Genomic DNA, 25,721 nt, shown 5'->3' on the forward strand with positions numbered 1-25,721 from the left:
CCCCGTCGCCAGGGACGCGGTCGTGGCCCTGGGACTGGCGCTCCTGCTCGTGGTGGTCCGGGTCGGGGCGGCGCTGGCCGTCAACGGCGGCATCCTGCCGGAGCCGCTGTGGACCGTCGTCCTGATGAACCTCGTCGCCAGCGCCGACGTGGCGGTCCTCGCGATTCGGCGGCTCGTGCCCCGCACCGCGCTCGTGCTGGCCACCGTCGTCGTCCTGGTGGCCTCGCTACCGCCCTTCGTCTACCCGGGCACCGGTCTCGGGCTGGTGGTGTGCGCCTACACGGTGGGGAGCCTGTTGCCCCGCCGGCGGGTCGTGCTCACACTCGCCGTCCTCGCCCTGGTCCACGCGGTGGGTGGTCTGCTGTCGGTCGCGGTGCTCGACGGCCGCATCACCCCGCTGCCGACCTTCTGGGGCAACGACGGCACCAACGCGCGCAACCTGCTGCTGGCGTCGCTGTTCTCCTACGGCCTGGCCGGCCTCCTCGGGCTCTACACGCGGACACGGCGGGACTACCTCGACGAACTGGCCGCCAGGGTCGACCGGCTGACCGCCGAACGCGCCGAACGCGCCAAGGCCGCGGTGCGGGAGGAGCGCGCCAGGATCGCCAGGGAACTGCACGACGTCGCGGCCCACGACCTCTCCGCGATCGTCGTCCAGGCTGGGGCCGCGGACCGGCTGGTGGACCGCGACCCCGCCCTGGTGCGGGAGGCCTTGCGGGGCATCCGAGGTCAGGGGCGGGCGACGCTGTCGGCGATGCGGCAGCTGGTGGGCATCCTGCGCACCGACGCCCCCGAGGACGACCAGGGCCCGCTGCCCTCGATGGGGTCGGTCGAGGAGCTGGTGGAGGAGGCACGGCGAGCCGGGACGGTGGTCACGCTGTCGGTGTCCGGCCCCGAGCAACCGCTCCCGGTGGCGGTGGACGTCGCCGCCTACCGGCTGGTGCAGGAGGCGATCAGCAACGCCCGCCAGCACTCCCCCGGCGCCGAGGTGGCGGTCGTCGTGGTCCGGTCTCCCGAGGGTCTCGAGGTGGCGGTGCGCAACGGCGCCGCCACCACCGGTGGGGACGCGACGGGCTCCGGTGGCTACGGTCTGATGGGTATGCGGGAACGGGTGCGGCAGACCTCGGGTCGGCTGCGGGTCGGACCGACGGCGGACGGGGGTTGGCTGGTGACGGCGTGGTTCCCGACGGAACCGGAGGGGCGGGAGTGACGGTTCGGGTGCTGCTGGCCGATGACCAGGCGATGGTTCGCGCAGGGCTGCGCACCATCCTGGAGGCCGAGCCGGACCTGGCGGTGGTGGGCGAGGCCGCGGACGGCGACCAGGCCGTCCGTGAGGCACTGCGCACCCGGCCGGACGTGCTCCTGCTCGACGTGCGCATGCCGGGCACCGACGGCATCACGGCGTTGGAACGGCTGGCGGACGCCGGGCTCGATCCTCCGGTGTCGGTGCTGGTGGTGACGACCTTCGACCTGGACGAGTACGTCTTCGCGGCGTTGCGGGCGGGGGCGAGCGGCTTCCTGCTCAAGGACGTGGAACCGGACGAGCTGGTGGCCGCCGTGCGCACCACCGCCCGCGGCGAGGGACTCATCTCGCCGAGGGTGACCCGCCGGTTGATCGCCGAGTTCGCCCGCCGGTCGACCGACCCACCACCACGCGAGCCCACGCCGCTGCCCGCGCATCCGGGACTGACCGAACGGGAACGCGAGATCCTCGTGCTGGTCGCGCGGGGCCTGTCCAACGCCGAGATCGCCGCGACCCTGGTCGTGGGGCAGTCCACGGTGAAGACGCACGTCGGGAACCTGCTGGCCAAGCTGGGCTGCCGCGACCGGGTGCAGGCGGTCGTCCTCGCCTACGAACACGGTCTGGTCCGTCCCGGCGGCTAGCCCGGGACAGGGCAGGTCGGGTGCCGGGGGTGCCGGGGGTGCCGGGGGTGCCGGGGAAGGGTCAGTGCGCGGTCTCGTCCCCACCGGTGGTGGGTCGCCCCACCTTCGTGGTCAACGCCCGGACCGCCGCGTCCACCGCCGCCAGGTGCACCGCCCGCTCCTCGGGTGCGGGTCGCAACAGCAGCGACCACATCAGCCCGTCCATCAACGCGATGACCAGGCACGCCAGGGCCTCGTGGTCGTGGCCGGCTGGCAGTTCGCCCACGGATTCCGCGTAGGCGAACACCCGGGCCAGCTGGTCCCTGGCCGGGCGGTCGAGTGCGGTGATCACGGCCCGGAACGCGGGGTCCACGACCGCGCGGGCGGAGAAGGCGGCCCAGATCCGGGACTCGGCGAGCCGGCCGTCGTCGAGGGGGAGGTACTCGACGACGGCCGCCCGGAGCGCGTCGGGGAAGGACATCAGACCGGGGCCGAGGCGGATCTCCGCCATGCGGCTGGCGGCCCGGCTGATGGCGGTCTCCAGTGCGAACCGCAACATCTCGTCCTTGCTGCGGAAGTAGCGCTGGACCGCGCCGACCGAGCACCCGGCCTCCGCCGAGACGGTTCGGACGCTGACCGCCTCCAACCCCTCGCGCTCGATGATGCGGAGCAGGGCGTCCGCCACGTGGTGGCGGCGTTCCTCACGGTCGACGTGCCTCGGCATACCCCCAGTCTCGCGCATACCCCCACGTAGGAATACAGTCGTATTCGATACGAACGTATTCCTACGTGGGAGGTTCCATGTCCAACACCGCGAGCGGCCGCTCACGCCAAGCCGGCCGGTGGCTCGCCCTCACCGGTGGCGCGGCGACGGGCCTGGCCGGGGCGGCGGCCGCCGCCACCGCGCTCCTCCCCATGCCGAGCCTCGAATGGTGGGCGGTGGGTCTTCTGGTGTTGGAGTTCAGCCTGCTGGTCAGCGCGGCGGGAGTCCTGGGCCTGGTCCTCGGCCTCCTGGGCGGACGACGCGCCAGCGGCCGGGGGAGGCGCTGGACCGCCACCGCCGTCGTCGCGGTGAACCTCGCGCTGGTCGTCTCGGGGGCCCTACCCGGCCTGTCCGCCTGGTCCACCGCGCGGGACCTCGGCGCCCCCCTGACCCTCGGCGGCTACCTCGACGGGCTCAGCGGCGAGGCGGACCGGGGCCCCGACGCGACCGTCCGCTACGCGGAGGTGGACGGCGAGGACCTGATGCTGGACGTGTGGCGGCCCACCACCGAACCCGCACCCGACCGCCCGCACCCCGTCGTCGTGAACGTCCACGGTGGAGCCGAGGACGCCCCGCAGAGCCCCTTCCCCCGGTGGGACGTCTGGCTCACCGAGCTCGACCACGTGGTCTTCGACGTCGACTACCGGTTCTTCCGCGACGGCGACTGGCGGACGCCGCCCGGCGACCTCAAGTGCGCGCTGGGCTGGATCGCGGCCAACGCCGAACGGTACGGGGCGGACCCGGACCGCATCACCGTGATGGGCCAGTCGGCCGGCGGGTACCTGGGGTTGCTCGCCTCGTACACGACCACCGAGGAGCTGGGGCCGACCTGCGACGCCCCGGCGGAGCCGGCGGAGGTCTCCGCCGTCATCGCCTGGTACGCGCCCGGGGACGCGACAGCGGAGATCAGCAAGCACCCGAGGTTGGGCGAGGACGTGTGGCGCCAGCTGAGCGAGGAGACCTGGCGACTGGCCGACGAGGACTGGGTGCCCGCCTCTCCCAGCAGCTACCTGCGCCCCGACCTGCCGCCCACCCTGCTCATCCAGGGCGGGCGGGACGTCCTCCAACGGGCCGAGCGGACCCGGGCGTTCGCCGACCTGCTGGAGGAGGCCGGCGTCGACCACACCCTGGTGGAGATCCCCTACGCCGACCACCAGTTCGACCTCAGCTGGGGCGGTTTCGGCAGCCAGCTCGCCCGACACGCCATCAGCGAGTTCCTGACCACCCACGGGTGAGCGCGCTCAGCTGGGCGGCCGAGGCGGCCAACCCGGCTGGAGCACCCGACCGCCCGGTTCCGGGGCCGTGAACGCCACGGGGAGCAGGACGGTTCGTCTCGTCCCGCTCCCCGTGCCCTGTGCGCGGATGAGCACCCGGAAGGCGCCCGACTCCCGGCGGCACGGCGAACGGTCCCGCCAGGCGATCCTGTCCGCGACAAGGGACCTCATCGTCGAGCTCGGCTACCCCGGGGTCACCGTCGAGGCGATCGCGGCACGAGCCGGGGTGGGCGAGGCGACCATCTACCGGTGGTGGCCCACGAAGGGCGCGGTCGTCCTCCACTCGATCCTGGCCCTCAGCACGCCAGACGAGGAAGACCAGGTCATGCTCCCCGACACCGGGGACCTCGAAGCCGACCTCCGCGCCGTGTCGCGGGCGACCGTCGCCGAGTTCGCCGCCCCCGCCTTCGAGCCGCCGAGCCGCGCGCTGAACACCGAGATCACCGACGATCCCGAGCTGGCGGCCTCCTACGGGGAACGGCTCGGCGGCCCCTGGAGCGGGCGAAGCGGGAACGCCTCCGATCCGCGCGACGGGCCGGACAACTCGCGGCGGACGCCGACCTCGACCTGGTGCTCGACCTGCTGTACGCGCCCGTCCACCATCGTGGGCCGCCGCGGAGCGGACCGCTCGCCCGGAGTACGCGGACGCGCTGGTCACCGCGGTCCGCGCCGGCTTCCGACCGGCCTGACGCCGCCTCGCCGCCCTCGGACGTCCCCGTTGGCACGCGGCGGCGGCACCCACCGACCGCGCTCCCGAACCCGCCAGCCCCGATCCGCCCCCGGCGCGGTCAGAACGGCGGCGCCTCCACGGCGACGGCGGCGGCGCCACCCGCGCGGGACGCCGAGGCCACCTCCGCCGGGCGTTCCCCCCTGCTCGGGCACCACCCGCCGACCGGGCAGGTCCCACAGGCGGACGACGGGCGAGGCCGGAAGTCGAGATCACGGCTCCAGGGCGCCGCCGCGTCCGCCACCCGGCGACGGGCGGCCGCGAGCAGGGCCTCATCGGTGACGTCGACCGTGTACACCCGAGCCTCCTCCCGACCCAACACCTCCAGCTCCACCGCTGCCCCACCCTGGTGCGCGTCGGCCCGCACCACCGCCGCCAGCATCAGCACGTCCACCGCCAGCGCCAGGTAACGGACCATCGCGTCCTCGACGCCGGCCGGCAGATGCCCGAGGGTGCTCTTGGTCTCCCGCCACCGCCGTGCCGCACCCGCCCGGTAGACGAGGTCCGGACTGGCGGCCACCACGACGTCCGCCGTCGAGTCGTGGACCCGGTGGACCGGTTCCACCCGAACCGACGCCACCGCCTCACCGCGCAGCGGGCACCGGTCAACGTGCTGGCGGAGGAACGGCCACGCCGCCTCGTACTCCGAGTCGGTCAACACCTCCTGGTGGGCGGGCACCCCGGTGCCCGGTTCGGGAAGGTCCTCGACCACGCAGGCGACGGCGTCCGGCCTCGCGTGCGCGGCGGCCAGCCACCGGTGCACCGCGAGACCGCGCAGCTGCGCCGGCCCGACGCCGTCCTCCTTCGGCAGGTGCAGCACGTTGTCGCCGAAGTAGCGGGCCGGACAGCCGTGGTACCGGTCCAGTTCGGACGCGCTGACCGACCGGGTGTGGGTGGCGGGTTCGGCCAGGCCCAGCAACCCCGCCGCCCTCGGCATCGCGGGACACGTGGAAAGCCAACCGCACTGGTCGCAGTCGCGCCCCGGGCTCAGGCGGGTACCGCTGATGAGCTCGGCGATGACCGGACGCGCCTCCCGCTGGTAGAAGTCCCGCACCTGCGCCTGGGAACCGAGGTCGGCCACCACCGCCGTTCCACCGTCCCCCAGGCCCACCTCGACGACCGTCACCCGGTCCGGCCGCCCGTCGCCCTGCCGTCCGTCCGCCGTCGTCCCGTCCAGCGCGAGCTTGGCCGCCACGGCCGCCCACCGGTGGCTCTCCGCGCCGTCGCGGGCGGAGCCCACCCGCAGCCGACGCACCTCCCGCAGCGCACCGTCCGGGCTCTCGTAGTACAGGCCCCAGGCCGTCAGTTCCCGGTTCCCGTGCGTGATCTGCCGTTCACCGACCAGGGACAGCGGCCCCACCTCGTCGACCCGCTCGTCGTGGGCCTCCAGGTAGTTCCAGACCGCCGCGTCCAGGAAGCTCCGGGCCAGCGCGTGGAGGGTGACTCCGCTCCTGCTGACCTCCCGCCCCGCCGCGCGGATCGCCTCCTGCTCGTCAACACCCCGGTGCACCGAGGTGACCGCGCCGACCACGGCACCGAGCAGGAACGGCCACGGCTCGGGACGGCGGACGGACCTGTCCGCCGGAGCCACCCCGGGACGGGTCGCCAGGTTCAGCCGCCCGGGGCAACCGCCCCCCACCTGGTCGAGAAGGGAAGCCTTCACCCGCACCCGGTCCGGGCGCCCCCGGTAGGCCAGGTCCGCCGGCAACGGCTCGCTCATGTCGTCCTCCTCCCAGTGGGCGGGCGCCCGACACGTCCCGCCCCGCGTCCCGAGCCCGGACGGGGCTGGTGCCGTGGCCGCCCACCGCCTCCGGAAGCCGCGTGGTGTCCAGCCCTGGAGCGCGATGCGCGCTCGCGGCCCCCACGCCGTGGTTGGGCGGTCAGCGCGCGCCAGCCGATCACCCCGCCTGTATACCAACACCGAGGCGCGTGATCCCGGCTGGTCGTCGCCCCACCACTCGCCCTGGTCCGACCGGTCACCCGCATGGCGGGGGTCTCACCTGCCCAGGCGCGCCGCCACCTTGTCGATCTCGTCCACCATCTCCCGCCAACCCCGCAGCCGTGAGACGGGGCCCGCGGGATCAAGCCCGTTCAGCAGTTCGCGGCGGTGGGAGTTGCACCGCTGCCGCACCTCGCGGCGTCGACGGCCAGTCGCGGCAGCGGCCTCGAGCAGGCACCGCTGGAGGCGTTCCTTCGGGTTGCCGATCCGTTCCACCTCGCCCGGCGGCGGCAGCGGGATCGGCTGCCTGCCCCTCGGGTTCCCCGCCCGCTGCCTGATCGCGGCCCCATCCAGCAGGAGCCACGACTCCGTCATCCGATATCGGTACCACCGGGATCGCCTCCTGCGCGACGGAGCAGGAGGCGACCGCGTCCAGGATCTCGTTCCGCCGGGCATCCGAGCCCGCGTTGTCCGCGTCGCGGTGCACGACCAGGACAACCACCGGCTCCGACCTCAGCAGGTCCCGGAGGCAGTAGTCACGGCGTCTCGGCAGGTCCTTGGGGACGCGGGGCAGCTTCGTGAAGTCCGGTGTGCTCAGCCCGCAGCGGGACATCCCGTTCGAGGAAGGGCGTCTCCACGAGGCGCGCCAACGGTAGGTCCGAGGTCCCCTCGGCCAGGAAGAGTCCGGAGTACGAGGAATTCATGCCAACCCTCCTCGAAGAGCTGGGTCTGGGCACCGGGCGGCGTGACCAGGTAGGCAAGGACGTCGACTTCGGAGAAGCTCTCGCCGCGTCCGTCGTTGGCCCGGTCGCGCCAGGAACGGCGGAACGGCAGCAACGACAGCGCCGACACGATCCTCCCGTCAGGGAGTCGGCGGGGACGGAGATCGGCGAGGAGCAGATCGTCCTGGGAACACTGGCGCACGACACCCGGGGAATGGGTGTTGACGATGACCTGGCGGAACGGGTTGTCCGGATCGGGCTCCTCGCTGGCGTCCACGGCGAGGTCGCGGATGAGATCCACCACCGCCGACAGGTTCGCGGGATTCACGCCGTTCTCCGGCTCCTCCATGCAGATCAGCCCGGTGAACGTGGGGTCCTCCATCAACACGCAGAGCGCGAGGAACCTCAGGGTCCCCTCGGAAAGCCCGCGAGCGGGTAGCCGAAATCCCCCTTCTCCTGGAGGAGGAGCGTGAACACCTCGCGCACTGGATCCGGTTCCACGGCCAGTCGTTCGGCGCCGACGCCCACCAGGTCCGTCAGCCGGTCCACCACCCGCGCGAAGACGGCCTCGGGATCGTCCTGCCCGGCCGCACCGCCCGCCTTCTCGGTGGCGATCCGGTGCAGTGTCGAGGCCAGGTGCTTCCCGCTGGTACTCATCGACCTCGGCGCGGAGAAGGCGTCCGGAGCCCGCAGGGCGGAGGGCTCGAGCGCGAGCCTCCTCCAACTCCGCATCTCGCGCCGAGCCGCGAGGATCGTCGGGTAGTCGTTCGTGGTCACGGTGCTCAGCACGGTCCGTCCGGTACGCGCGGCGGCCCGAGGCTGGGGTTTCCCCCGGCTTCCCCCGTCGCCGTGCACGTTGATGACGGTGCCGTTCTCCCGCTCCTCCGTGGACAGGTAGGGCCCACCTGACCGCCGCCCCCTGACCACGCTGTCCCGGAACCGCTTCGACGGGCCGAACGGCAGGTGCCGCGCGGCCTCGGTTCGGTTGATGCCGTCGCGGCTGGACCGTCCACCCGCACGAGCTTCCCCAGGCGGGGCGCGCCTCCGCCGGCACGTGCGATCAGCGCAAGATCCAGGCTCGATCGGCGGTGACGAGCAAGGACAGATCACCGGTACTACTACTGCTGGTAGTCGAGCGAGCCGGCAGCGGAGCCACTGTTCACCCTTCGGACCCCTTTGCCTACTCTTTGGGGTGATCCATTTCCGGCGTTACGTGAGTGGGGCTGCTGCACATGTCAGGCGCGGACGAAGCACAGACCGGCGGATTCCTGCCGAGCGAGATCGACACCACCCGGCCCAGCATCGCGCGGGTCTACGACGCGTTCGTGGGTGGGAAGGACAACTTCGAGGTGGACCGCGAGGTCTACCGCCAGATCCTCCAGATCGCCCCCGAGGCCGCCGACACCGGCCGGCTCTGCCGGGCGTGGCTGATCCGGGTGGTCCGGTTCCTGGCGGGCGAGGCCGGGATCACCCAGTTCCTCGACCTGGGTTCCGGGCTTCCCACGGCGGAGAACACGCACCAGGCCGCGCAGCGGGTGAACCCCGAGGCCAGGGTCGTCTACGTCGACAACGACCCGGTGGTCGCCGCGCACGGACGGGCCCTGTTGGAGGAGAACGACCGCACCAGGTTCGTCGCCGGCGATCTGCGGCACCCGGCGACGCTGCTCGCGGACCCGGTCATCAGCGCACACCTCGACCTGTCGCGGCCGATCGCGCTGATCCACTCCAACACCCTGCACCACGTGCCGGACGAGGACCGCCCTGGCGAGGTGATGTCGGCCTATGTCGACGCGCTGGCCAGCGGCTCATACCTGGCCATCAGCCACCTGCACATGCCCGCTCCCGACGACGAGCACCACGCGCTGGCGCAGGAGGCCCAGGTCAAGTTCCTCCACCTCATGGGCAGCTGCATCTTCCGGAGCCGTGAGCGGATCGCCGGCTTCTTCGAGGGCGTGGAGCTGGTGGAGCCCGGTCTCGGCTACCTGTTCGACTGGTGGCCGGACGGCCCGCAGGACACCCCGCCAGCACGCGGGGACCACCTGCTGCTCGGCGGCGTCGGCCGCAAGCCCTGATCGCGGGCCGCGACGGCGAGGGGCGAGGGCGGAGGAGGCGCTGACCGGCCGCCGGGGCTGACCGCCCCGTCCGGGCACGGCACCGGCCAGCGCCGTCCGCACCGGGTCGGGGACCGCACCCCGACCCGGTGCCGGAACCGCCGGCCGCACGGCGAGCCAGGTGGGGATGCCGGATCCGGCCTCGAACCCGTGCGGAGACCGGCGGCACCTCGGACGGACGAACCCGGCGTAGCGGTCGACGGACGCCGTCCGCCAGCGAGCACCGGGCCCCGTCGGTCCGGTGACGGCGACATCCCGTCCTCGGCAACGGAGCCACCCGCCCGCCACCGGTCCGCGCCGAGGGCCACCGACACCGCCGTCGAACCGTGCCACCCCGGCCCGAGACGACCGGGCGAACGGACGCGATCGGCGCCACCTCCTCGCCCGACGGGCCCGGCCCGGCGCCCCGGCCGGTGGAACGCCCGGCTCCGCCAGCGCACCTGGGGAGAACGGCGTGTGCGCGGAGGACGAACGCTCCCCGGCCGCGAACAGCCTGCCGGCCCCACCGCCCGCCGCCCGCCGCCGCGGCCTCCTGTTGGCGCGCTCGGTCGGGCGCGATGGAACACGGACGGGGCCGCTCGGGGCGCGAGGCCGCCGAGAGCGCGGAGCACCGACCCGGAGCACGCGGAGCCACGAGCCCACCCCGCCGCCCCCGAGCACCGGACCAGGCCGCTCCCCCGGTGCGGGGCCGGACGCGGTGTGCGCACCGGACCGGGCGGCGATGCCACACCCGCGAAGCCGACGCCGGGCACCCGGGTGCCGTCACCCACCGTGGACCTCCCCCGCGAGAGACGTGCCTGACCGCCCCGGCACCATGATCAACGGACGCCCCCGCGAGGCGCACCCGGCGGCTCGCCCCGCCCGGGACGCCTCTCCTACCGTGTCCGCGCACGCACTGACGGCGATCGGAGTTCCGCACCGTGGTCGACCACTACGAACTGCTCGGTCTGTCCCGTGACGCGACCACCGCCGAGGTCAAGTCGGCCTACCGCCAGCTCGCCAAGACGATGCACCCGGACGCGGGTGGCACGGCGGGCGCGTTCCGGCTGCTCCAGGACGCCTACGAGACGCTGACCGACCCGCTCCTGCGCCGCCAGTACGACCGCGACCGTGCCAGGGCCGCCGCGCCGCCGGCCGCTCCAGGGGACTCCCGCTCGCCCTCCCGCTGGCACTCACGGCGACGCGGCCACCGCCGTCCCTTCGGCACCGACCCCGATTTCGTCCCGCCCACGCCCAAGGTGGATCCCGACGACCTCGACTGGTGGACGACCGTCCGGGAGACCGACCACGTCCGGCACGTCCCTCCCGCCGGCTGCGGGCACGCCCCACCTCTCGCGGCCACCGGGCTGTGGGCGGCGCTGCTCGCGCTCGCGCCGGTGATGGTCGGCTCGCCCGTCTCGCTGATGATGTGGCTGCTGCTGGTCGCGGCCGCCGCGGGCTGGGTGATCCGGATCGTGCGCCGCCAGCTGGCCGCGAGCCGGACGGACCGCGCCTTCGCCGAGGAGTTCGGTGACACCCGCGTCTTCGGCCGGCCGGGAGCGGAGCGGGACGAGGTCGCCGAACAGCTCACCGCCGACCTGCTGACGACGTACCTGACCCGGATCCCCGGGGTGCGGATCTTCCACGGGTTGGCCATGCCCGACTCCGTGTTCTCCGATGTCGACCACGCGGTGCTCTGCGGCCGCAGGCTGGTCCTCGTCGAGTCCCGGGCCTGGCTGCCCGGCCACTACGCCGTCGACGAGGACGGGGAGCTCTGGCGCAACGGGCACCCGTTCCGGGGTGGGAGCGTTCGCCTCCCCGACGTGGTCGCCGCCTACCGCCGGCTGCTGCCCGGAGTCGAGGTCCGGGGGGCGCTGCTCCTCTACCCGAGCCGGGCCGGCGAGATCACCACCGAGGAGGACGACGGTTCGATCTCCGCCCCGATGACCCCGGAACGGTTCGTCGACGAGGTCGGCGCATGGTTGGCCGAGGACCCCACGGCCGTGGACGCCGACCTGTTCAAAGCGGTCCTGAACCAGGTGGTGTCCGCCTCGGCCCGCTCCTGACCCGGGCCTTCCGGTGCCGGACGACCCGAGCGGCCGCCAGCGGACGGGATCGGCGTCCCACCCGAGGCATGACCGCGGCCCCGGTGGGGTAGTCAGGAGGTGCCGGCGCGGTCGTGTCCCCCGGGCTCAACACTCGGCCGTCGCGGAATACCGGTCCGGCCGGAGCCGCGTTCGGGTCATCGCCGTGAGGCGACCGCCGCGCCGGCCCTACTTGGGCTCCCGAGCTCCTCCGCCGGAGGGCAACCGCCGTCCGAGTGGCGCTCCCACCACGGTCGGTGTCGTGGACCGGTGCGCGACCAGCTCCGAGGAACGTCCTCCCCACCGGCGGGCCGTGCTGCGCCCGGCGCAGTACGACACCAGGTGCCGTCGGCCATCCGGACCAACCGACCTCGGATCCGTACCCACGGTGACCGAGCTGCGCGACCATGGCGGGAGGCGCACCGAGCACGGGAGGTCGTGGTGTCGGACCGCACGGAGGCATCACCGCACTCGCCCGCCCAGGAGCGCCGTCGACCAGCTCCTCGACGCCCTCCGCAGCGTGACCGGCGAAGTGCTCGACCACTCGCGCGGCGCGGCGTTCCGAGTAGCCCGTGGGAGGAGACCACCCGGACGCCGCCACCGCGCCGGACATCCCGGTCCCGAGCTTCTTCCGTTCCCCCACGCGGTGTCCCGTCCCAACCCTCAGCCGGTGCCCGACGTCGATTGAGGCATCAGGCCAGCCGGGCACTCCGCCACGGTCTCCGCGCAGGTCAGCACGGCCAGACCGCCACGGGGCGCCGCGGGTCAGGCCAGCGGTGAGGGCCACGGCTGAGGAGGGGCGGCACGCGAGCCCGGGCGGGGTCCCTGGCGTCCGGAGGAGCACGAGGGGGGTGGGCTGGACCGCGGGTTCGAACCAGGCCCGCGCCCGGGTGCCCGGCTCGGCCCGGCCGAGGCCCCTCCCAGCCCGACCACGGCCGCCCGACACCGCCGAGTGGCCCACCTGGCGCGCCACCGGCCACCGGCGCCGCTCTCCCCCGGACGCCCCCTCGGCGCGGCGGCCGTCCGCGTGGTCGCCGGTCCCGCCGTGGTCCGCCCGGATGGCGGCGGCTCGGAACGGGAACGGTGCGCACGGGTCCCTCGGGAGGCCCACCCGAACGGCAGCGGCTGCCCGCCGGGCGGTCACGGTGAGCAGTCGAGGCGCACGACGCCGGATGGCCGCTCCATGTCCCGCCGCGACGGATCCGCCGGCGGTGCCACCGCAGCGAGAGGACGAACCGCGATGAGACACCCCGCACGGTCAGGTGGGGAACGGGAGCCGCAGCGACTGCTGAACCTCGCCGCCGCCGAGCTGCGTCGTGGCCTTGCCCCCGGCTGGTCGTCCGTGCAGGTGCTCTGCCGGGCGGCCGGGCAGCACGCCGAGTGGGAGGTGTGGGTGGTGATGCCGGACGGCACCAGCCACCGCGTCCCACCGCCGGAGGGCCTGCCGCCGCTGCTCGACCGGGTCAGGACGACCATGTACCAGCCGGGGACCGGGACGTGGGTCAGCGGAGTCCTCGTCCTCGACCAGAAGGCGGGTTCCTTCGAACAGCGGTGGGAGTTCGACAGGGAACCCCGCTGGGCCATCCGACCTCCCCCCTCGGTCTGGCTGGAGGAGCTGCGCCGACACCCCCGGGACGACGAACGGCTGCCCAGCTGGTGGCGGGACCACCTGGCGCGGGTCCAGCCGACCGGGACCTCCCCCGCCAACCAACGCCCACCCACCGAGGTGGCGGCCCCGCCGACCCCCGACCGGCCGGACGGGGTGCCGCGACGCGGCCGGGCCCGGCCTGGCAGGGACCGCCGCGCGACGGCCGGCCCGCCCACGGCCCCCGGCACAACCCCAGCGGCGACCCGCGCCGAGTTGCGCCAGGCACGGGTGTTCGACGGTTCCGACCCCGACGGGCGCCCCCGTGCCACCCGCGAACAGGTCCCCCCCGCCGAACGCTCTCCCCTGCTCTCCTACCTGGAGAACGCGCCGACCGTGTCGGCCGTGGCCACCGGCCCCGACGAACTGGACCCCGCCCTGCCGGCCACCGTGCCGCACACCCTGCACTCCGACGGCGTCTGGGTCTGGTCCGGTGCCGTCCCCTACTACCTGCGCGAACACGACGTCCCCCCCGAACCGGACCTGGTGGCGCACGTGCGGTCGCGCCGGTTCCGGCTCCCCGTGCCGCCGGCGGCCGAGCTGGACCCGGTCCCCGGGAGCGTCGAGGAGCACGCCGAGGAATAGACCGAGGGAGGACGGCGTTGATCCGAGCGGTCGGCACGGGGCTGGTCCCCCGGGCTCAACACTCCTACCGTCGCGGAACACCGGTTCGGCCGGAGCCGCGTTCGGATCTCCGCCGAGAGGCGACACCCGTGCCGACCCCGACCCTCACCGATCCGCCCGCTCCCAGCGTCCGACTTCCCTCCCGCCGCTCCCGCGAACGGATCCGGCCCCGAAATCCTCAGGCGGATGTGCTCCGGACGCGTCCCGGCGACGACGTCGGGGTACCCCAGGAGCATGGAACGACACGACCGAGACGGGCTGAACCCGCAGCCGCCCCTGGCTCCGGACACGCCCACCCCGCCGGAGCTGGACGTCCGGCTACCGGAGTTGGACATCGACGCGGAGGACCTGGCGGCGGTGGACCCGGAGCTCGACACGGCGGACTCGGTGGACAGCTCCGACCAGGAACCGCCGGACTGACGTTGCCGCCGGTGCTGGCTCGACAGCGCCGGGGCCGCGGGTCCGCCCGGTCGCGGCCGCACTCCTAGTGCCGAGCCGCCCCGGTGGGTCCACGTTCGAGGAGGAGGCCCGATGACGCGCGACCGCCGACGGCGCCGGGGTGCGGGTGCGCGTGGCTCCCCGTCCTCGCCGCGTCCCGCCGACGGGACCCGTCACTCCACCTCCCGAGCCCCCGACGACCCGGCTCGACGGGATCGGGAGGAACCATCACCGGACTTCCCGGGCACACCCGAGCCGGACGACAGCCCACGGGAACCCACCCGTGACGACGTGCCGCCCGTGCAGGAACCCGACGAGCAGCCGACCTGGCCGGAACCCGACGCGGTCCCGCCCACCCCGGAACCACCACGTCACCCCCGCCGGCCGCACCCCGACCTCGGTCCGGACAGCGCACCCCCCGCATAGGCGCGAGCGCCCCAGCCGCGTCCCACGTGCGCAAGGGCCTCACCAGCCCAGCTCCGCCACGGCCATCGGTCGGCGCCCCCCGGCTCGCCTCGTCCCGGGGTCCGCTGGCCCTCGCCGAGGATGATCGGAGGCCGGCGCCCGCGCCGGCGCTCGGCCTCCCACTCCGCTGCCGTGCCACCGTCAGTGGCCGTGCCCCGAGTGGTCGTGCCCCTCGTGGTCCCCGTGGTGGTCGTGCCCCCCACCGTCACTCGTGCTGGTCTTCGGGTAGTCCTCGCGGTCGGCGCCCCCGGTGTTGCCGGTGGCGATGACGACGAGCAGTGCCACCACGACCGCCGCCGCACCGAGCCGCAGCACCAGGGAACCGACGTCGCGCGCGCTGAGGCCAGCGGACCACTCCGAGGGACGCCACGGCACCCGTTCACCACGCCGCGCCGGGTACAGGAGCCGCCACAGGAACAGCAGGGCCACCGGGATCTGCATCACCCAGAGAACGGTGCGCAGGCCACCCGTGAACCACACGTTGGTGCCCCACAGGAACGTGTGCCAGATCCCGAGCACGTAGACGACGATGATGAACCGGTGCGTCATCCGCCACAGGCGAGGGCCCATCCGGTTCCGCACGTAGTAGGTCAGCCCCATCGGCAGGGCCAGCCAGAAGGCGATCACACCGATCGCCACCGCGAACCGCCCTGGCGCGTGCGAGTAGAGCCCGGGCACGAACGCGCCGAGCAGGTCGTTCCCGCTGTCCCAGCTGAGCACCAGGGCGTGGGCGAATATCAGGGCGATGACCGTCAGGCTGGTCGTCCGGTGCAGCCGTTCGATGGTGGCGGGACGCAGCCTGATCCACGCCGGCCGGCTCCCGCCGACGAGCAGGCCGAACAGCACCGTGACCCAGGACCACAACAGGGCCGACCAGCCGAAAGCCTGGCTGAGCCAGTAGGGCCAGTTCGCGGCGGCGTCGGCCATGAAGGGCATCACCAGGGCCGTGTCCGACGTGCCGTTGTCGATCCGCCAGTGCAGGATCCCGTAGACCGACGCCGTCACCAGCAGGGCGATCGCCAGGTCCGGCAGCATGGCTCTGAGGTCGGACCGCAGGGTGCGGTCCCTCCTGTCGCGGCGCGGAGCGGGCGCCGCTGGTTCGTCAGTGTGCATTGCTCCTGGTCCTCCTCGTTCGCCCCGGCCGGCCACGGTGCCGACCGGGTGGGTCGCCGGCCCTTCCCCGGCCGGCGGACGACGGCGGTGTGGTGCTCCCCGCCGCCGAGATCTCCCCGTCCACCACGGCCAACCGACCGCGACACGCGAGCGCCAGCAGCGCGGCGAGTCCGCCGGAGGAGGCCGCGGCCAGGACGGCGGGCTGGTATCCGGACGACGCGGCCAGGCCGCCGAGCGCGTTGCCGGCGGCGGCGCCGGTGAAGGTCGCGGTGATGCCGCAGGCGACGGCCTCGGTGCCGGCCCCGGCGCGGGCGTGGCGGGCCACGAGATCGAGGGTGTGGACCACGACGGGCCCCGACCACCAGCCCGCGGTGGCGGCCAGCGCCACCGGTGTCACGGGCCCCTCGTCGACGGCGAGGAGCAGGGTGGCCGCCGGGTACCCGGTCAGGAGCAGCGGTATCGCTCGCGCCGGCGTGGCCCCGGCACACCGGCCACCGGACCACGGCCCACCGCGCACGCCGCCCACCCCGAACGACGCCACCGCGAGGCCGAGCACCCCGGACATGGTGTGTCGGCGCCCCAACACCGCGAACGCGACGCGCAGGGTGCCCAGCACACCGCCGTCCACCGCGGCGACGGCCAGTACCAGGGGGCACGGGGACGCGGCGAGGGCGGCGAGCACGCCCCTGGGCCGGCGACGCCTCCTCGCGCCAGCACCGGGTACGTCACCACCCGGGGCCGGGTACCGGCGGGCGCGGTCGGCCCGCCGCCGCCCCTCAGCGTCCCGGGTGGCCAGCAGTGCGAGGAACCACGACGCCACGCGGAGGACCAACACCACCCCGCCCGGCACCGTCGTGGCCGACCCCGCCGCCACCGCGATCGCGGCCGCCGACAGCGGACCGCCCACCAGGGCGAGGTCAAGGGTCGCGGCGTCCACCCCCAGCGCGGCCCGCCGGGTTCCCGGTGCGGGCACCACCTCGGACCAGGGGGCCCGCTGCTCCGGGGCCACCCGGAGCAGGGTGGCCCCGGACGCGAACGCCACCAGCACCGGGGCCGGCCCGGCGGCCGGCCCGCCCAGCGCGACCACCAGTGTGACGAAGCAGCCCGGGTTGGTCGGGGCGAGGACCACCGTCGACCGCCGAGGGCCGAACAGGTCCACCCGCCGACCCTGCCACGGCACGGCCGTCGCGTCGCCGATCGCCGCCGCGCCGCTCACCCACCCAGCATGTGCGTGGGAATCCGTGGCCTGTACCGCCAGCAGCAGCACTCCCACCGGGTACGTCCGGAGCGCCACCCTGGAGAGCAGTGCGACGGCCACCATCCCGGTGACCCCTGGTTGACCAGCGAGTTCCCGGTAGCGGGACGGCAGGGGTCGCAGCGGCCAGCTCCGGCTGGCCGCTGGTGCTCCGTCTCCTCCGGACGCGGCTGGTCGGCCGGCCGGCTCAACCGGTTCCGTGGGGACCCGCCGTCAGACTCGACCGGTCGACCAGCCCGGCGCGGGTGACCCCCTTCGGCATGCCGTTCTCGGCGAGCACGGGATGTCCCGCGCCGAACATGTAGACCGTGCCCTCCTCGAAGCCGTCGACACCGAGGGAAGCGTCGGTCTCGTCGTCCCGGAACGCGGCGCTCTGCCAGGCGCCCAGCCCGAGCGCGGTGGCCGTCAGCACGAAGGTCTGGCCGAGGTGTCCCGCGCTGAGCAGGGTCACCCGCAGGGCCCGCGAGTTCCGGTACTTGTACATGGTCCGTTCGAACACGGCGGTCACGAAGCACACGAACGCCGAGGGCGTGCACATCTCCGACTCGTAGGTCAGCCGGTGCAGCCGGGCCCGGTCGAAGTCGGCGTCCACCAGTTCGAGCGCGTGCGACTCCCCGTCGTAGTGGTACAGGCCGGGCGGGACCCCCTCCACGTCGAGCACCGCCACGTAGCCCTCGAGTTCGTGGCGGGCGCCACCGCACGGGCTGGTGCGCAGCATGAGCGTTCCCAGGTCACCGGCGTCGTAGAGCTGGGTGGGCGCGAAGGTGTAGTGCAGGACCGAGGACAGGTCCCGCATGCTCACCTCCGCCCCGGTGAACACGCGGTGGGTGCGGCGGCGCAGCAGGACGTCGCCGAAGTCGTCGGTCATCCGCCGCACGTCACGGGGCAGGTAGACCCGGGGAGCCCCCGGGTAGTGCTTGAAGATCGCCGGCGGGGTCCCCCCGGTCTCCCGCACCCAGCGCGCGTCCGCCCGCCGCTGTTCCACGCTGTCGCCGGTGTAGATCGCGTTGCGGGTGCCGAAGTGGAAGAACCGCGCGTCCTCGCCCCAGTCGCGCCAGGCCGTCAGGAACCGTTCCTCCCGGTCGGCGGCCGACCTGGGGATGAGCAGCCCGTCCTCGGCGAGGAGTTCCACCGCGGCGCGGACCGAATCGGGATCGTGGTCGGGGTGGTCGGCGACCACCGCCTCCACGTCGGTCCACTCCTCGAACAGGCTGAGCAGCCGCACCGCCTCGGCGTCCACCGCCACCGCGTTCTCCGTCTCCTCGTCGGTGGAACGCGGTTCCAGGTAGTTCTCCGCGGTGAGTTCGCCGTCGTGCCAGTACAGGGCGAGACTGCGCGCGCGTCGGTATTCCATGCCACCCCTGCTTCCGCTGCTGGGTCGGCCGCGCTCGAACGGCCGTGGACAAGCTTGACGTCGGGACCGGTGGGACCGACCCGGCTCCGCCCCCGCCACCGGGCGCGGGTGGGAGGGCCGGGAACGCGGTGGGGACCGCGTTCCCGATGGGTCGGCGGCCCGGCGGCGTCCGAGGACACCGGGCCGGACCGCCGACCGTCAGCCGCGGCACCGTTCGGCGACGCGGGTCCCCGCCCGGATCAGGCGTGGTTGTTCAGGATGCGGGTGCGGGTCCGCTTGCGACGCACCTTCAGCTCGACCTTCTTCTTCATCGTCGGCACCTCCCTTCACGATCGGCGGGACCGGGACGGGGTGTCCCGGCACTCGCGCCGGAACGGAGCAGGCGGTGCGACAGGCTGGTACCTCGGCGGCCGCACCTCCGGCGCTCGTCACCCCACGAGTCGCCCGGGACGCCCCCCTGGTTCCCGGCTCCGGCGCCGTGTTCCGCTCGTCCCGGCCGCGACCAGCGCTTTCCGCCACGACTATCACCCGGGCGGACCAGCGGCCGCCGCTCCGCCGGGCAGAGCGGGACAGGGCGGGCCGCCCGCGCGTCCGGGGCCGAGGCAGCCGAAGGTCAACCCGGTTCGGCCAGCTCCGAGTCGGTGGCCGGGTGGGGCCCGTCGGGCTGGGGCACCAGCCCGACCACGATGTCGGAGCCAGAACGCCCCACCTCGCGGACCACCTCGGCGGCGACGAGGAGCTCACGGAACCGGGTGAAGCCGTACCGCGACTCCCTGAACTCGGGGTCCACCCGCAACATCCAGGTCTTCAACGCGCTCGCGGTGGCCCGCGCGCTCCCAGCGGACTCGAAGGCCCGGCGCACCAGCGCGACCACCTCGTCGAGCGGGCCGGGCGCCCCGACGGGTTCCTCCCCACCGCCGGCGCCGACCTCGGGCGGCGGGTCGTCGCCGGTCGGCGTCGGACACCGGGACTCCGCCGAAGGCCCGGGAGAGGGGGCACCCGACCCGGTCGACATCCCCGCGAGAAGCCCGTCCCACACCACGTACTCGGAGCAGACGGAGGCGAGCCTCGGGCTCGCCGCCCGCCGAGGGCCGACGCCGACGACGCGACGGCCGTGCTCCCGGAGTTTCGTGACGAGCGGGGAGAAGTCGCTGTCCCCGGTGGCCACCACGACCGTGTCGAGGTCCGGGTGGACGAGGAGCGCCTCCATCGCGTCGACGGCGATGCGGATGTCGGCCGCGTTCTTCCGGGTCGCCCCGTGCCCGACCTGGATCAGGTCCACGCCCGCGTGTTCGAGGACCTGGTGGTACCGGCGGAAACGGGGGTCGGCCCAGTCCGCGTAGCCGCGCCGGATGCGGGCGCCGCCCCACGCGTGGCACAGCCATCGGACGACCGCCGCCGCGACGCCCTCCTCGGCGAGCGCGGGACCCGTACCGAGCACGAGGTTCTCGACGTCCAGGTACAACGCCACCTGTCCCCGCCGCCGCTCCGCCGGCGAGCACGGCACCCACCGTTCGTCGAAGGCCATTCCCAGCCCACCTCCCCGCCCGGCTGGCCCCGGCCGCACCACCCACGACGGCGACGTCCGCCTGGTGGTGGCCTCCCGTGGCTCTGCGGGCCTGCCCGCCCGGCCCCGGCCCTCCCGAAGTCAGCCGGTCCCCGACCGCGCCCCGTCGAGCGCGCGCATCAGATCGTCCCGGGCCCGGGCCACCCGGGACCGCACGGTCCCCACCGGGCACCCGCACACCTCGGCGGCCTCCTGGTAGGACAGCCCCAGCACCTGGGTGAGGACCAGGACCTCCCGCCGCTCCGGTTCCAACTCGTCCAGCAGGAGGTCGAGTTCGACCGCCCCCTCGAAGCCGCCCGAGGTGCGCCGCACCCGGGAGTGCGCGGCCTCGGCCGACCGTTCCCAGTCCTGCCCGCCCACCACCGTGGGACGCCGACCGGCGTAGCGGAGCTGGTCGACCACCGCTCGCCGCGCGATCGAGAGCAGCCAGGCACGGGCCGAGGAGCGCCCCTCGAAGGAGGGCAGCGCGCGCAACGCCCGCAGGTAGGTCTCCTGGGTCAGGTCGTCCGCGCTGTCCACGGTGGTCAGATGGGCGGTGAACCGCCACACGTCCCGCTGGGTGGCGCGCACGAACGCCGCGATCGCCTCGCGGTCCCCCGTGCCAGCCGCCACGGCCAACCGTGTGGTCTCGTCGTCGAAAACCCCACGCCAGGTCACAGATCAGTAGCGTAGCGCAGTGTCCCTACGGAACCGTGTCCGCCGAATGGCCGACAATCAGGGTGTGGAGTGCGAGACCTGCCGTGAAGCGTTGTCGGCCCGCATCGACGGGGAACGGGAACCGGTACCGGCCGAGGTGGTCGCGCGACACCTGGAGTCCTGCGCCCCCTGCGTCTTCTGGTACCGACGCGCACAGGCCCTGACGCGATCGCTGCGGGTTCGTCCCGCGCCACGCGCACCGGACCTCGTCGACGCGGTCCTGCTGGCCGCTCCCGCTGTCGGAACTCGGCGGCGGCGGCCCCCGGCCCACCTGGCGGTCAGGATCGCGTTGGCCGTCGTGGCGGTCGTTCAGGTCCTGATCGCCGTCGGGCCCTACCTGGGTGTCGACTTCGGATTCGGTCACGACCACTCGGGTGAGCCACACCTGCTGAACGAGAGCACCGCCTGGAACGTGGCCCTGGGCCTCGGCATGTTGTGGGCGTCGTTCCGAGTGGAACACGCGCGGGGCATGGTGCCGGTGTTCGCGGGCTTCCTGGTGGTGTTGGCCGGATTCTCGGTCTGGGACCTGGTGCGGGGCCAGGCACCCGTCGAGCGGGTGGCCTCCCACCTGGTCCTGCTCGTCGGCCTGGTCCTGCTCGTCGTGGTGCGCCGCCGGTCCTCCGGCCGCAGTCCCACCCCGGGTCGGCCGGATGTCGGCGACCGGCGGGTGAACGAGGCCGCGGACCGGGACTCGCGGGAGTCCCGGGAGGCGGACGGCTCTCCGCTGCCGGGCCGGCACCTGCACTCGGCGAGTTCCGAACGACACTCCTGGGTGGCCTGATCGGGGCCGGACCACCCGCGACACCCCCGTCAGCGCCCCGAGACGCCCGAGGCGTCACCACCCGCCCGTACCAGTGGCACCCGCCGACCCCGCCGGCACCGCCGGCTGCGCGGGGCTTCCCGCCGGCACCACCGACGGCCGCTCACCGGCCGGGGGCGCCCGCACCGCCCGAGGAACCGCGACCGCGCCGCGCGGGGCGGCGCCCCACCAGCACCGCGGCCCACGACCCTGGGCAGGCGGGATCCGCCGGTCAACCACCCCCTGGCCCGGACCAGATCTCACCGACCAGGCCCCGGCACCAGTCCACCTCGTCCACGAGTTCCAGTTCCTCCGCCCCCAACACCCGCGACGCGAGCTGGGCGTGCCCCAGCGCCACCTCGGACAGCGCCATCGGCCCTCCCGGGTCGTACCAGCGGGCCACACCGGTGCACATCTCCAACAGGGCGAGCCGCGCCATGCCGGGCGCCTCCACCCGGAAGGCGCCCGAGGCGCGGCCCTCGTCGATCGTGGTCCGCCAGTAACGCTCGTACTCGTCGCGCAGCGACATCACCCCGCCCCGGCGGTCCCCCGACAACGCGCGCAGTTCCCCGTCGACCACCCTGGTCTCCCTCGGCCGGAGGGCGTGGGTGAGGACGTGCAGCTGCACCAGCGCGTTCATCCTGGGACCGGCCCCCGCCCGCTGCTGGGTCACCCGTTCGGCGGCCAGGACGAGCCGACGCAGCCCACGGGACATGACATCGGCGAGCAGGTCCTCCTTGGTGCCCATGTAGTGGTAGAGCGACGCCGAGGACAGCCCCGCCTCCTCCGCCAGCTCCCGGATGCCCACTCCGTGGAAGCCCCGTTCCGACCACAGCCGTACCGCGGCGGCCCTGATCCGTTCCTCCGCGCCGACGGCGCCTCGCTGCGGCATTCCCGCCCCCGTTCCCGTCCGCATCACGCTGCGCGAGCGCCACGGCCGCGAGCAGGACGAACACCCGGTGACCGGTCACGCGCGGTACGTGCCCGGAGCGGGGTATTGACGACGTGAACACCCCGCTCCTACCGTCCGGTCCTGACTCTATCGATCGATCGATCGGACCGCGGAGGCGCCGGGGATGACCGTTGACTACCAGTACGAGAACGGGATCGCCTGTCTCCACCTCAACCGGCCGCACCGGCTGAACGCCGTCGTCCCCGAACTGACCGAGGCGCTGATCGACGGCCTGCGCCGCGCGGGCGGGGACGGTGCGGCCGTGGTGGTCGTGGCCGGGCGGGGACGCGCGTTCTGCGCGGGACACGACCTGCGGGAACCCACCCCCGAGGAGGACCCGCTCGGCACCAGGGCCAGGGTGGACCGCCTCCAGGACGTCACCAGGGAGATCCGCCGGTTCCCCGGGCCGGTGATCGCCGCGGTCCACGGCTACGCGCTCGGCGCCGGCTGCGAGTTCGCCCTCGCCTGCGACCTCGTGGTGGCGGCGGAGGACGCGTCCTTCGGTTTCCCCGAGGTCGGGGTCGGCCTCAGCGTCACGGGCGGCATCTCACGCCTCCTGCCCCTTGCGGTCGGCCCGATGCGGGCCAAGGAGGCGCTGATGCTCGGCGACCGGCTGGACGCGGAGACGGCCTCGGGACTCGGCCTGGTCAACCGGGTGGTCCCCGTCGGGACGCACGAGGCCGCCGCCCGCGAGCTGGCCGAGCGGTTGCGGGAGCGGCCCCGCACCGCGCTGACCCTCGCCAAACGTGTGCTCGACAGCGGGATGGACCACACCCTGGAACAGGCCATGTCGGTCGAGCTGGACCACGCCGTCACGACCCGCTTCACCTCGGAATCCGATGTGGGTCGGCAGGAGTTCGAGCGTCGCCGCGCCGACACGGGCTCCGACCCCGGGCGGGTCCGCCATGAGTGAGCTCGCGACGGGACCCGGTGGGCTCGCCGCCCACCGGGTGCCGGACCTGGTCACCGCGGTCCGGCGCGCGGCGGAGCGGTGGCCCGACCGGGTGGCCTGGACCTTCGACCTCGACCCGGGGTCGGCGGACCCGGACACCCCCCGTGCCGCGCCGGTCCGGCTCACCTTCGCCGAGGTGGACCGGCGCACCGCCCAGGTGGCGGCGGCACTGCGGGCCCGGGGGGTGCGCGCCGGCCACCGGGTGGCGGTCCTGCTGCGCAACCGGCCCGAGTACCCCCTGGTCTGGCTCGGTCTCGCCCGGCTCGGCGCGGTGATGGTCCCCGTCAACGCGAAGTACCGCGGCGTCGACACCGAGCACCTGCTCCGCACCGCCGGCACCCATGCCGTCGTGACCTCCCCGGAGTTCACGGACCTGCTCGCCGCGTTGCCCGCCACGCTTCCCGGCCTGGCGAACGTCCTCCTGGCCGAAGACCTGGCGACCGACCGGGGGGCGGCCCCCGTCAAGGACCACCAGCCGGAACCGGAGGACACGGTGAACATCCAGTTCACCTCCGGGACCACCGGTCGTCCCAAGGGATGTGTGCTCTCCCACCGGTACTGGACGGTGCTCGGCGGCGGCATGGTGGCGGAGTTCCCGCACCTGGGCGAGGCGGACGTGCTGCTCACGGCGCAGCCCTTCTCCTACGTCGACCCGCAGTGGAACGTCGTGGCGGCCCTGTTGGCCGGGGCGGAACTGGTGGTGCTCGACGGCTTCCACCCGAGCAGCTTCTGGTCGCGGGTGCGGGAACACCGGGTGACCTACTTCTACTGCCTCGGGGCGATGCCGACGCTGCTGCTGCGGATGCCCCCCTCCGTCGCCGACCGGGACCACCGGGTGCGGGCCGTGCAGTGCTCCGCGATCCCTCCCGCCCTGCACGGCGAGTTGGAGCGGCGCTGGGGCGTGCCCTGGTACGAGGCGTTCGGGATGACGGAGACCGGAGCGGACATCAGGGTGGGTGCCGAGGAGCACGACGAGCTGGTGGGCACCGGTTGCCTCGGCCGCCCCACCCGTTCCCGGGAGGTGCGGATCGTCGACTCCGACGGGAACCCGGTGCCCACGGGGCTGGTCGGCGAGCTCACCCTGCGGGGGCCCGGGATGATGCGCGGCTACCTCGACGATCCCGAGGCCACCGCCCGCGTCATCCGACAGGGCTGGTTCCACACCGGGGACCTGGGTCGACTGGACGAACGAGGGCGGGTGTACCACTGTGGCCGGTTGAAGGACATGGTCCGGCGGGCCGGGGAGAACATCGCGGCCAGGGAGGTGGAGGAGGTCCTGCTCACCCACCCGGCCGTGCGACTGGCGGCGGTCACCGGTGTCGTGGACGAGCTTCGCGGGGAGGAGGTCAAGGCCTACCTGGCGCTGCGGGAACCGGACGCGGTGTCCCCCTCCGACCTGGCCGAGTTCTGCGCCAGCCGCCTGGCCGCCTTCAAGGTTCCCCGCTACTGGGAGTTCCACCCCGACCTCCCCAGGACGGCGTCCGAGCGGGTCACCAAGGCGATCCTCGGGGAACTGGGCGGCGCGGTGTTCGACCGGTCCACGGGTTCCTGGTCGCCGTGACCCAGCCGCCCCGACCCGAGGCGCGGCATGGCCGCCCGGGTGGGCCGCCCGACGCGTCACGGCGGCGATGCCAGCACTCCCGTTCCACCCGCCCACGAGGTCTGCGAGAAGCGATGAACACGTCCCTGTCCCCCGTCTCCGCCCTGTCCGCCGAGGCGGCGGCCCGGTTGCGCCACATCTACGAGAGCGGGTTCGCCGAGCACCTCCGGGCCCCGTTCACCGAGGCGGTGGCCTCGGGACGGCAGGACGAGGAGGCACTGGCGCTGGTCGACGGCGACGGCGCACCGCTCGGCCTCGCGGTGCTGCGTCATCTCGGCGACACGCGATGGACCTACCTGCGGTACCTGGTCGTTGACGAGTCCCAGCGGGGGCGGGGGGTCGGCGCCGCGTTGTGGCGGGCGATGACGTCCCGGCTCGCCGCCGGGGGGCGGTCCCGGCTGCTCTGGGACGTCGAGGATCCGGAGGAGGACGGTGTCGACGAGGTCGAGGAGCTGGTCCGGCGCCGGCGCATCCGGTTCTACGAACGTCAGGACGGCGTGTTGCTCCAGGTCGAGGGGTACCTCACCCCTCACGACACCCCGGGAGGGCGGCCCCAGTGGGACCCGATGCGGCTGATGACCGCCCGACTCGCCCCGGGGGAGGAGGCGCACCTGCGGGACCTGGTGATCGCCGTCTACCGGCACCGGTGGGGCCTTCCCGAGGAACACGCCGTCGTCGCCAGCACCCTGGACCGGTCGGGGCTCTGACGTCGGAACCCGCTGCTCCCACCCGCGCCTGGTCGCCGCCCGGTCCGGGTGCGCGGCGGTGGGCGCCCTGGCCGGGGCGCCCGGCGGAACCG

Annotated in this window: 22 protein-coding genes and 1 pseudogene; 12 read left to right on the forward strand and 11 right to left on the reverse strand. The window is 74.1% G+C overall.

Features of this window, described 5'->3' with window-relative positions; all coding sequences use genetic code 11:
• Positions 1-22: 22 nt before the first annotated feature.
• Together C1701_RS16270 and C1701_RS16275 are read left to right on the forward strand one after the other, a co-directional pair.
• Positions 23-1,210 carry a histidine kinase gene (locus tag C1701_RS16270; protein ID WP_155886149.1) on the forward strand — a complete coding sequence of 396 codons (1,188 nt, stop codon included), beginning with the start codon at positions 23-25 and terminating at the stop codon, positions 1,208-1,210.
• On the forward strand, positions 1,207-1,884 hold the full coding sequence (locus tag C1701_RS16275) for a response regulator (RefSeq protein ID WP_026419081.1): 678 nt from the start codon (positions 1,207-1,209) through the stop codon (positions 1,882-1,884). The genes C1701_RS16270 and C1701_RS16275 overlap by 4 nt, the downstream gene beginning before the upstream one ends.
• A gap of 61 nt (positions 1,885-1,945) precedes the next feature.
• Here C1701_RS16275 and C1701_RS16280 read toward each other — a convergent pair whose 3' ends face one another.
• The gene (locus C1701_RS16280) at positions 1,946-2,587 is read right to left on the reverse strand and encodes a TetR/AcrR family transcriptional regulator (RefSeq protein ID WP_051314013.1); all 642 of its coding nucleotides are present in this window, start codon (positions 2,585-2,587) and stop codon (positions 1,946-1,948) included.
• Positions 2,588-2,664: 77 nt separating this feature from the next.
• Between C1701_RS16280 and C1701_RS16285 the strand changes: the two genes are divergently transcribed.
• Positions 2,665-3,861, forward strand: a complete 1,197-nt coding sequence (locus C1701_RS16285) for an alpha/beta hydrolase (RefSeq protein WP_103056160.1) — start codon at positions 2,665-2,667, stop codon at positions 3,859-3,861.
• A 127-nt stretch (positions 3,862-3,988) separates the two neighbouring features.
• Positions 3,989-4,342, forward strand: a pseudogene (locus tag C1701_RS27520) (TetR/AcrR family transcriptional regulator); the annotation flags it as partial.
• A gap of 346 nt (positions 4,343-4,688) precedes the next feature.
• Here C1701_RS27520 and C1701_RS16295 read toward each other — a convergent pair.
• From C1701_RS16295 to C1701_RS27530, 4 genes are all read right to left on the reverse strand, one after another.
• Positions 4,689-6,347 carry a PD-(D/E)XK nuclease family protein gene (locus tag C1701_RS16295; protein ID WP_103056161.1) on the reverse strand — a complete coding sequence of 553 codons (1,659 nt, stop codon included), beginning with the start codon at positions 6,345-6,347 and terminating at the stop codon, positions 4,689-4,691.
• A gap of 276 nt (positions 6,348-6,623) precedes the next feature.
• Positions 6,624-6,941, reverse strand: a complete 318-nt coding sequence (locus C1701_RS16300) for a hypothetical protein (RefSeq protein ID WP_103056162.1) — start codon at positions 6,939-6,941, stop codon at positions 6,624-6,626.
• A 219-nt stretch (positions 6,942-7,160) separates the two neighbouring features.
• Positions 7,161-7,697, reverse strand: coding sequence for an AAA family ATPase (locus C1701_RS27525; RefSeq protein ID WP_337662302.1), 537 nt, complete (start codon positions 7,695-7,697; stop codon positions 7,161-7,163).
• Entirely contained in the window at positions 7,694-8,215 is a 522-nt protein-coding gene (locus tag C1701_RS27530) for a hypothetical protein (protein WP_337662324.1), read from the reverse strand. Before C1701_RS27530 ends, C1701_RS27525 begins: the two co-directional genes overlap by 4 nt.
• Before the next feature lie 305 nt (positions 8,216-8,520).
• Between C1701_RS27530 and C1701_RS16310 the strand changes: the two genes are divergently transcribed.
• The 4 genes from C1701_RS16310 to C1701_RS16325 all read left to right on the forward strand — a co-directional run bounded on the left by C1701_RS16310 (position 8,521) and on the right by C1701_RS16325 (position 14,151).
• Positions 8,521-9,360 (forward strand): SAM-dependent methyltransferase, encoded by an 840-nt coding sequence (locus C1701_RS16310; protein WP_337661737.1) that lies wholly within the window; start codon positions 8,521-8,523, stop codon positions 9,358-9,360.
• A gap of 959 nt (positions 9,361-10,319) precedes the next feature.
• Positions 10,320-11,444 carry a J domain-containing protein gene (locus tag C1701_RS16315; RefSeq protein WP_026419088.1) on the forward strand — a complete coding sequence of 375 codons (1,125 nt, stop codon included), beginning with the start codon at positions 10,320-10,322 and terminating at the stop codon, positions 11,442-11,444.
• A gap of 1,258 nt (positions 11,445-12,702) precedes the next feature.
• A complete protein-coding gene (locus C1701_RS16320) occupies positions 12,703-13,692 on the forward strand; it encodes a hypothetical protein (protein ID WP_035274231.1) in 990 nt (329 codons plus the stop codon).
• 273 nt (positions 13,693-13,965) lie between these two features.
• The gene (locus tag C1701_RS16325) at positions 13,966-14,151 is read left to right on the forward strand and encodes a hypothetical protein (RefSeq protein WP_026419089.1); all 186 of its coding nucleotides are present in this window, start codon (positions 13,966-13,968) and stop codon (positions 14,149-14,151) included.
• A gap of 624 nt (positions 14,152-14,775) precedes the next feature.
• Here the strand turns inward: C1701_RS16325 and C1701_RS16335 are convergent.
• The 5 genes from C1701_RS16335 to C1701_RS16355 all read right to left on the reverse strand — a co-directional run bounded on the left by C1701_RS16335 (position 14,776) and on the right by C1701_RS16355 (position 20,580).
• Positions 14,776-15,747 carry a ferric reductase-like transmembrane domain-containing protein gene (locus C1701_RS16335; protein WP_026419090.1) on the reverse strand — a complete coding sequence of 324 codons (972 nt, stop codon included), beginning with the start codon at positions 15,745-15,747 and terminating at the stop codon, positions 14,776-14,778.
• On the reverse strand, positions 15,737-17,068 hold the full coding sequence (locus tag C1701_RS16340) for a hypothetical protein (RefSeq protein WP_103056164.1): 1,332 nt from the start codon (positions 17,066-17,068) through the stop codon (positions 15,737-15,739). The genes C1701_RS16335 and C1701_RS16340 overlap by 11 nt, the downstream gene beginning before the upstream one ends.
• 121 nt (positions 17,069-17,189) lie before the next feature.
• Positions 17,190-18,356 (reverse strand): SagB/ThcOx family dehydrogenase, encoded by a 1,167-nt coding sequence (locus tag C1701_RS16345; RefSeq protein ID WP_103056165.1) that lies wholly within the window; start codon positions 18,354-18,356, stop codon positions 17,190-17,192.
• A 613-nt stretch (positions 18,357-18,969) separates the two neighbouring features.
• Entirely contained in the window at positions 18,970-19,884 is a 915-nt protein-coding gene (locus C1701_RS16350; protein ID WP_103056166.1) for an NYN domain-containing protein, read from the reverse strand.
• A gap of 120 nt (positions 19,885-20,004) precedes the next feature.
• Complete coding sequence (locus C1701_RS16355; protein WP_026419092.1) at positions 20,005-20,580, reverse strand: sigma-70 family RNA polymerase sigma factor; 576 nt, start codon at positions 20,578-20,580, stop codon at positions 20,005-20,007.
• 46 nt (positions 20,581-20,626) lie between these two features.
• On the opposite strand from C1701_RS16355, the gene C1701_RS16360 reads away from it, so the two are divergent.
• Positions 20,627-21,400: a zf-HC2 domain-containing protein gene (locus C1701_RS16360; RefSeq protein ID WP_051713362.1), complete on the forward strand. Its 774-nt coding sequence runs from the start codon at positions 20,627-20,629 to the stop codon at positions 21,398-21,400.
• 250 nt (positions 21,401-21,650) lie between these two features.
• Here C1701_RS16360 and C1701_RS16365 read toward each other — a convergent pair whose 3' ends face one another.
• Positions 21,651-22,310: a TetR/AcrR family transcriptional regulator gene (locus C1701_RS16365; protein ID WP_103056167.1), complete on the reverse strand. Its 660-nt coding sequence runs from the start codon at positions 22,308-22,310 to the stop codon at positions 21,651-21,653.
• 184 nt (positions 22,311-22,494) lie between these two features.
• Here C1701_RS16365 and C1701_RS16370 point away from each other — a divergent pair, with 184 nt between their 5' ends.
• The 3 genes from C1701_RS16370 to C1701_RS16380 all read left to right on the forward strand — a co-directional run bounded on the left by C1701_RS16370 (position 22,495) and on the right by C1701_RS16380 (position 25,629).
• Positions 22,495-23,283, forward strand: coding sequence for an enoyl-CoA hydratase/isomerase family protein (locus tag C1701_RS16370; RefSeq protein WP_103056168.1), 789 nt, complete (start codon positions 22,495-22,497; stop codon positions 23,281-23,283).
• Positions 23,276-24,883 carry an AMP-binding protein gene (locus C1701_RS16375; protein WP_103057069.1) on the forward strand — a complete coding sequence of 536 codons (1,608 nt, stop codon included), beginning with the start codon at positions 23,276-23,278 and terminating at the stop codon, positions 24,881-24,883. Before C1701_RS16370 ends, C1701_RS16375 begins: the two co-directional genes overlap by 8 nt.
• 113 nt (positions 24,884-24,996) lie before the next feature.
• Positions 24,997-25,629 (forward strand): GNAT family N-acetyltransferase, encoded by a 633-nt coding sequence (locus C1701_RS16380; protein WP_026419096.1) that lies wholly within the window; start codon positions 24,997-24,999, stop codon positions 25,627-25,629.
• Positions 25,630-25,721: the final 92 nt, after the last annotated feature.

This window comes from Actinoalloteichus sp. AHMU CJ021, assembly GCF_002895405.1.
GTDB classification, from domain to species: domain Bacteria; phylum Actinomycetota; class Actinomycetes; order Mycobacteriales; family Pseudonocardiaceae; genus Actinoalloteichus_B; species Actinoalloteichus_B caeruleus.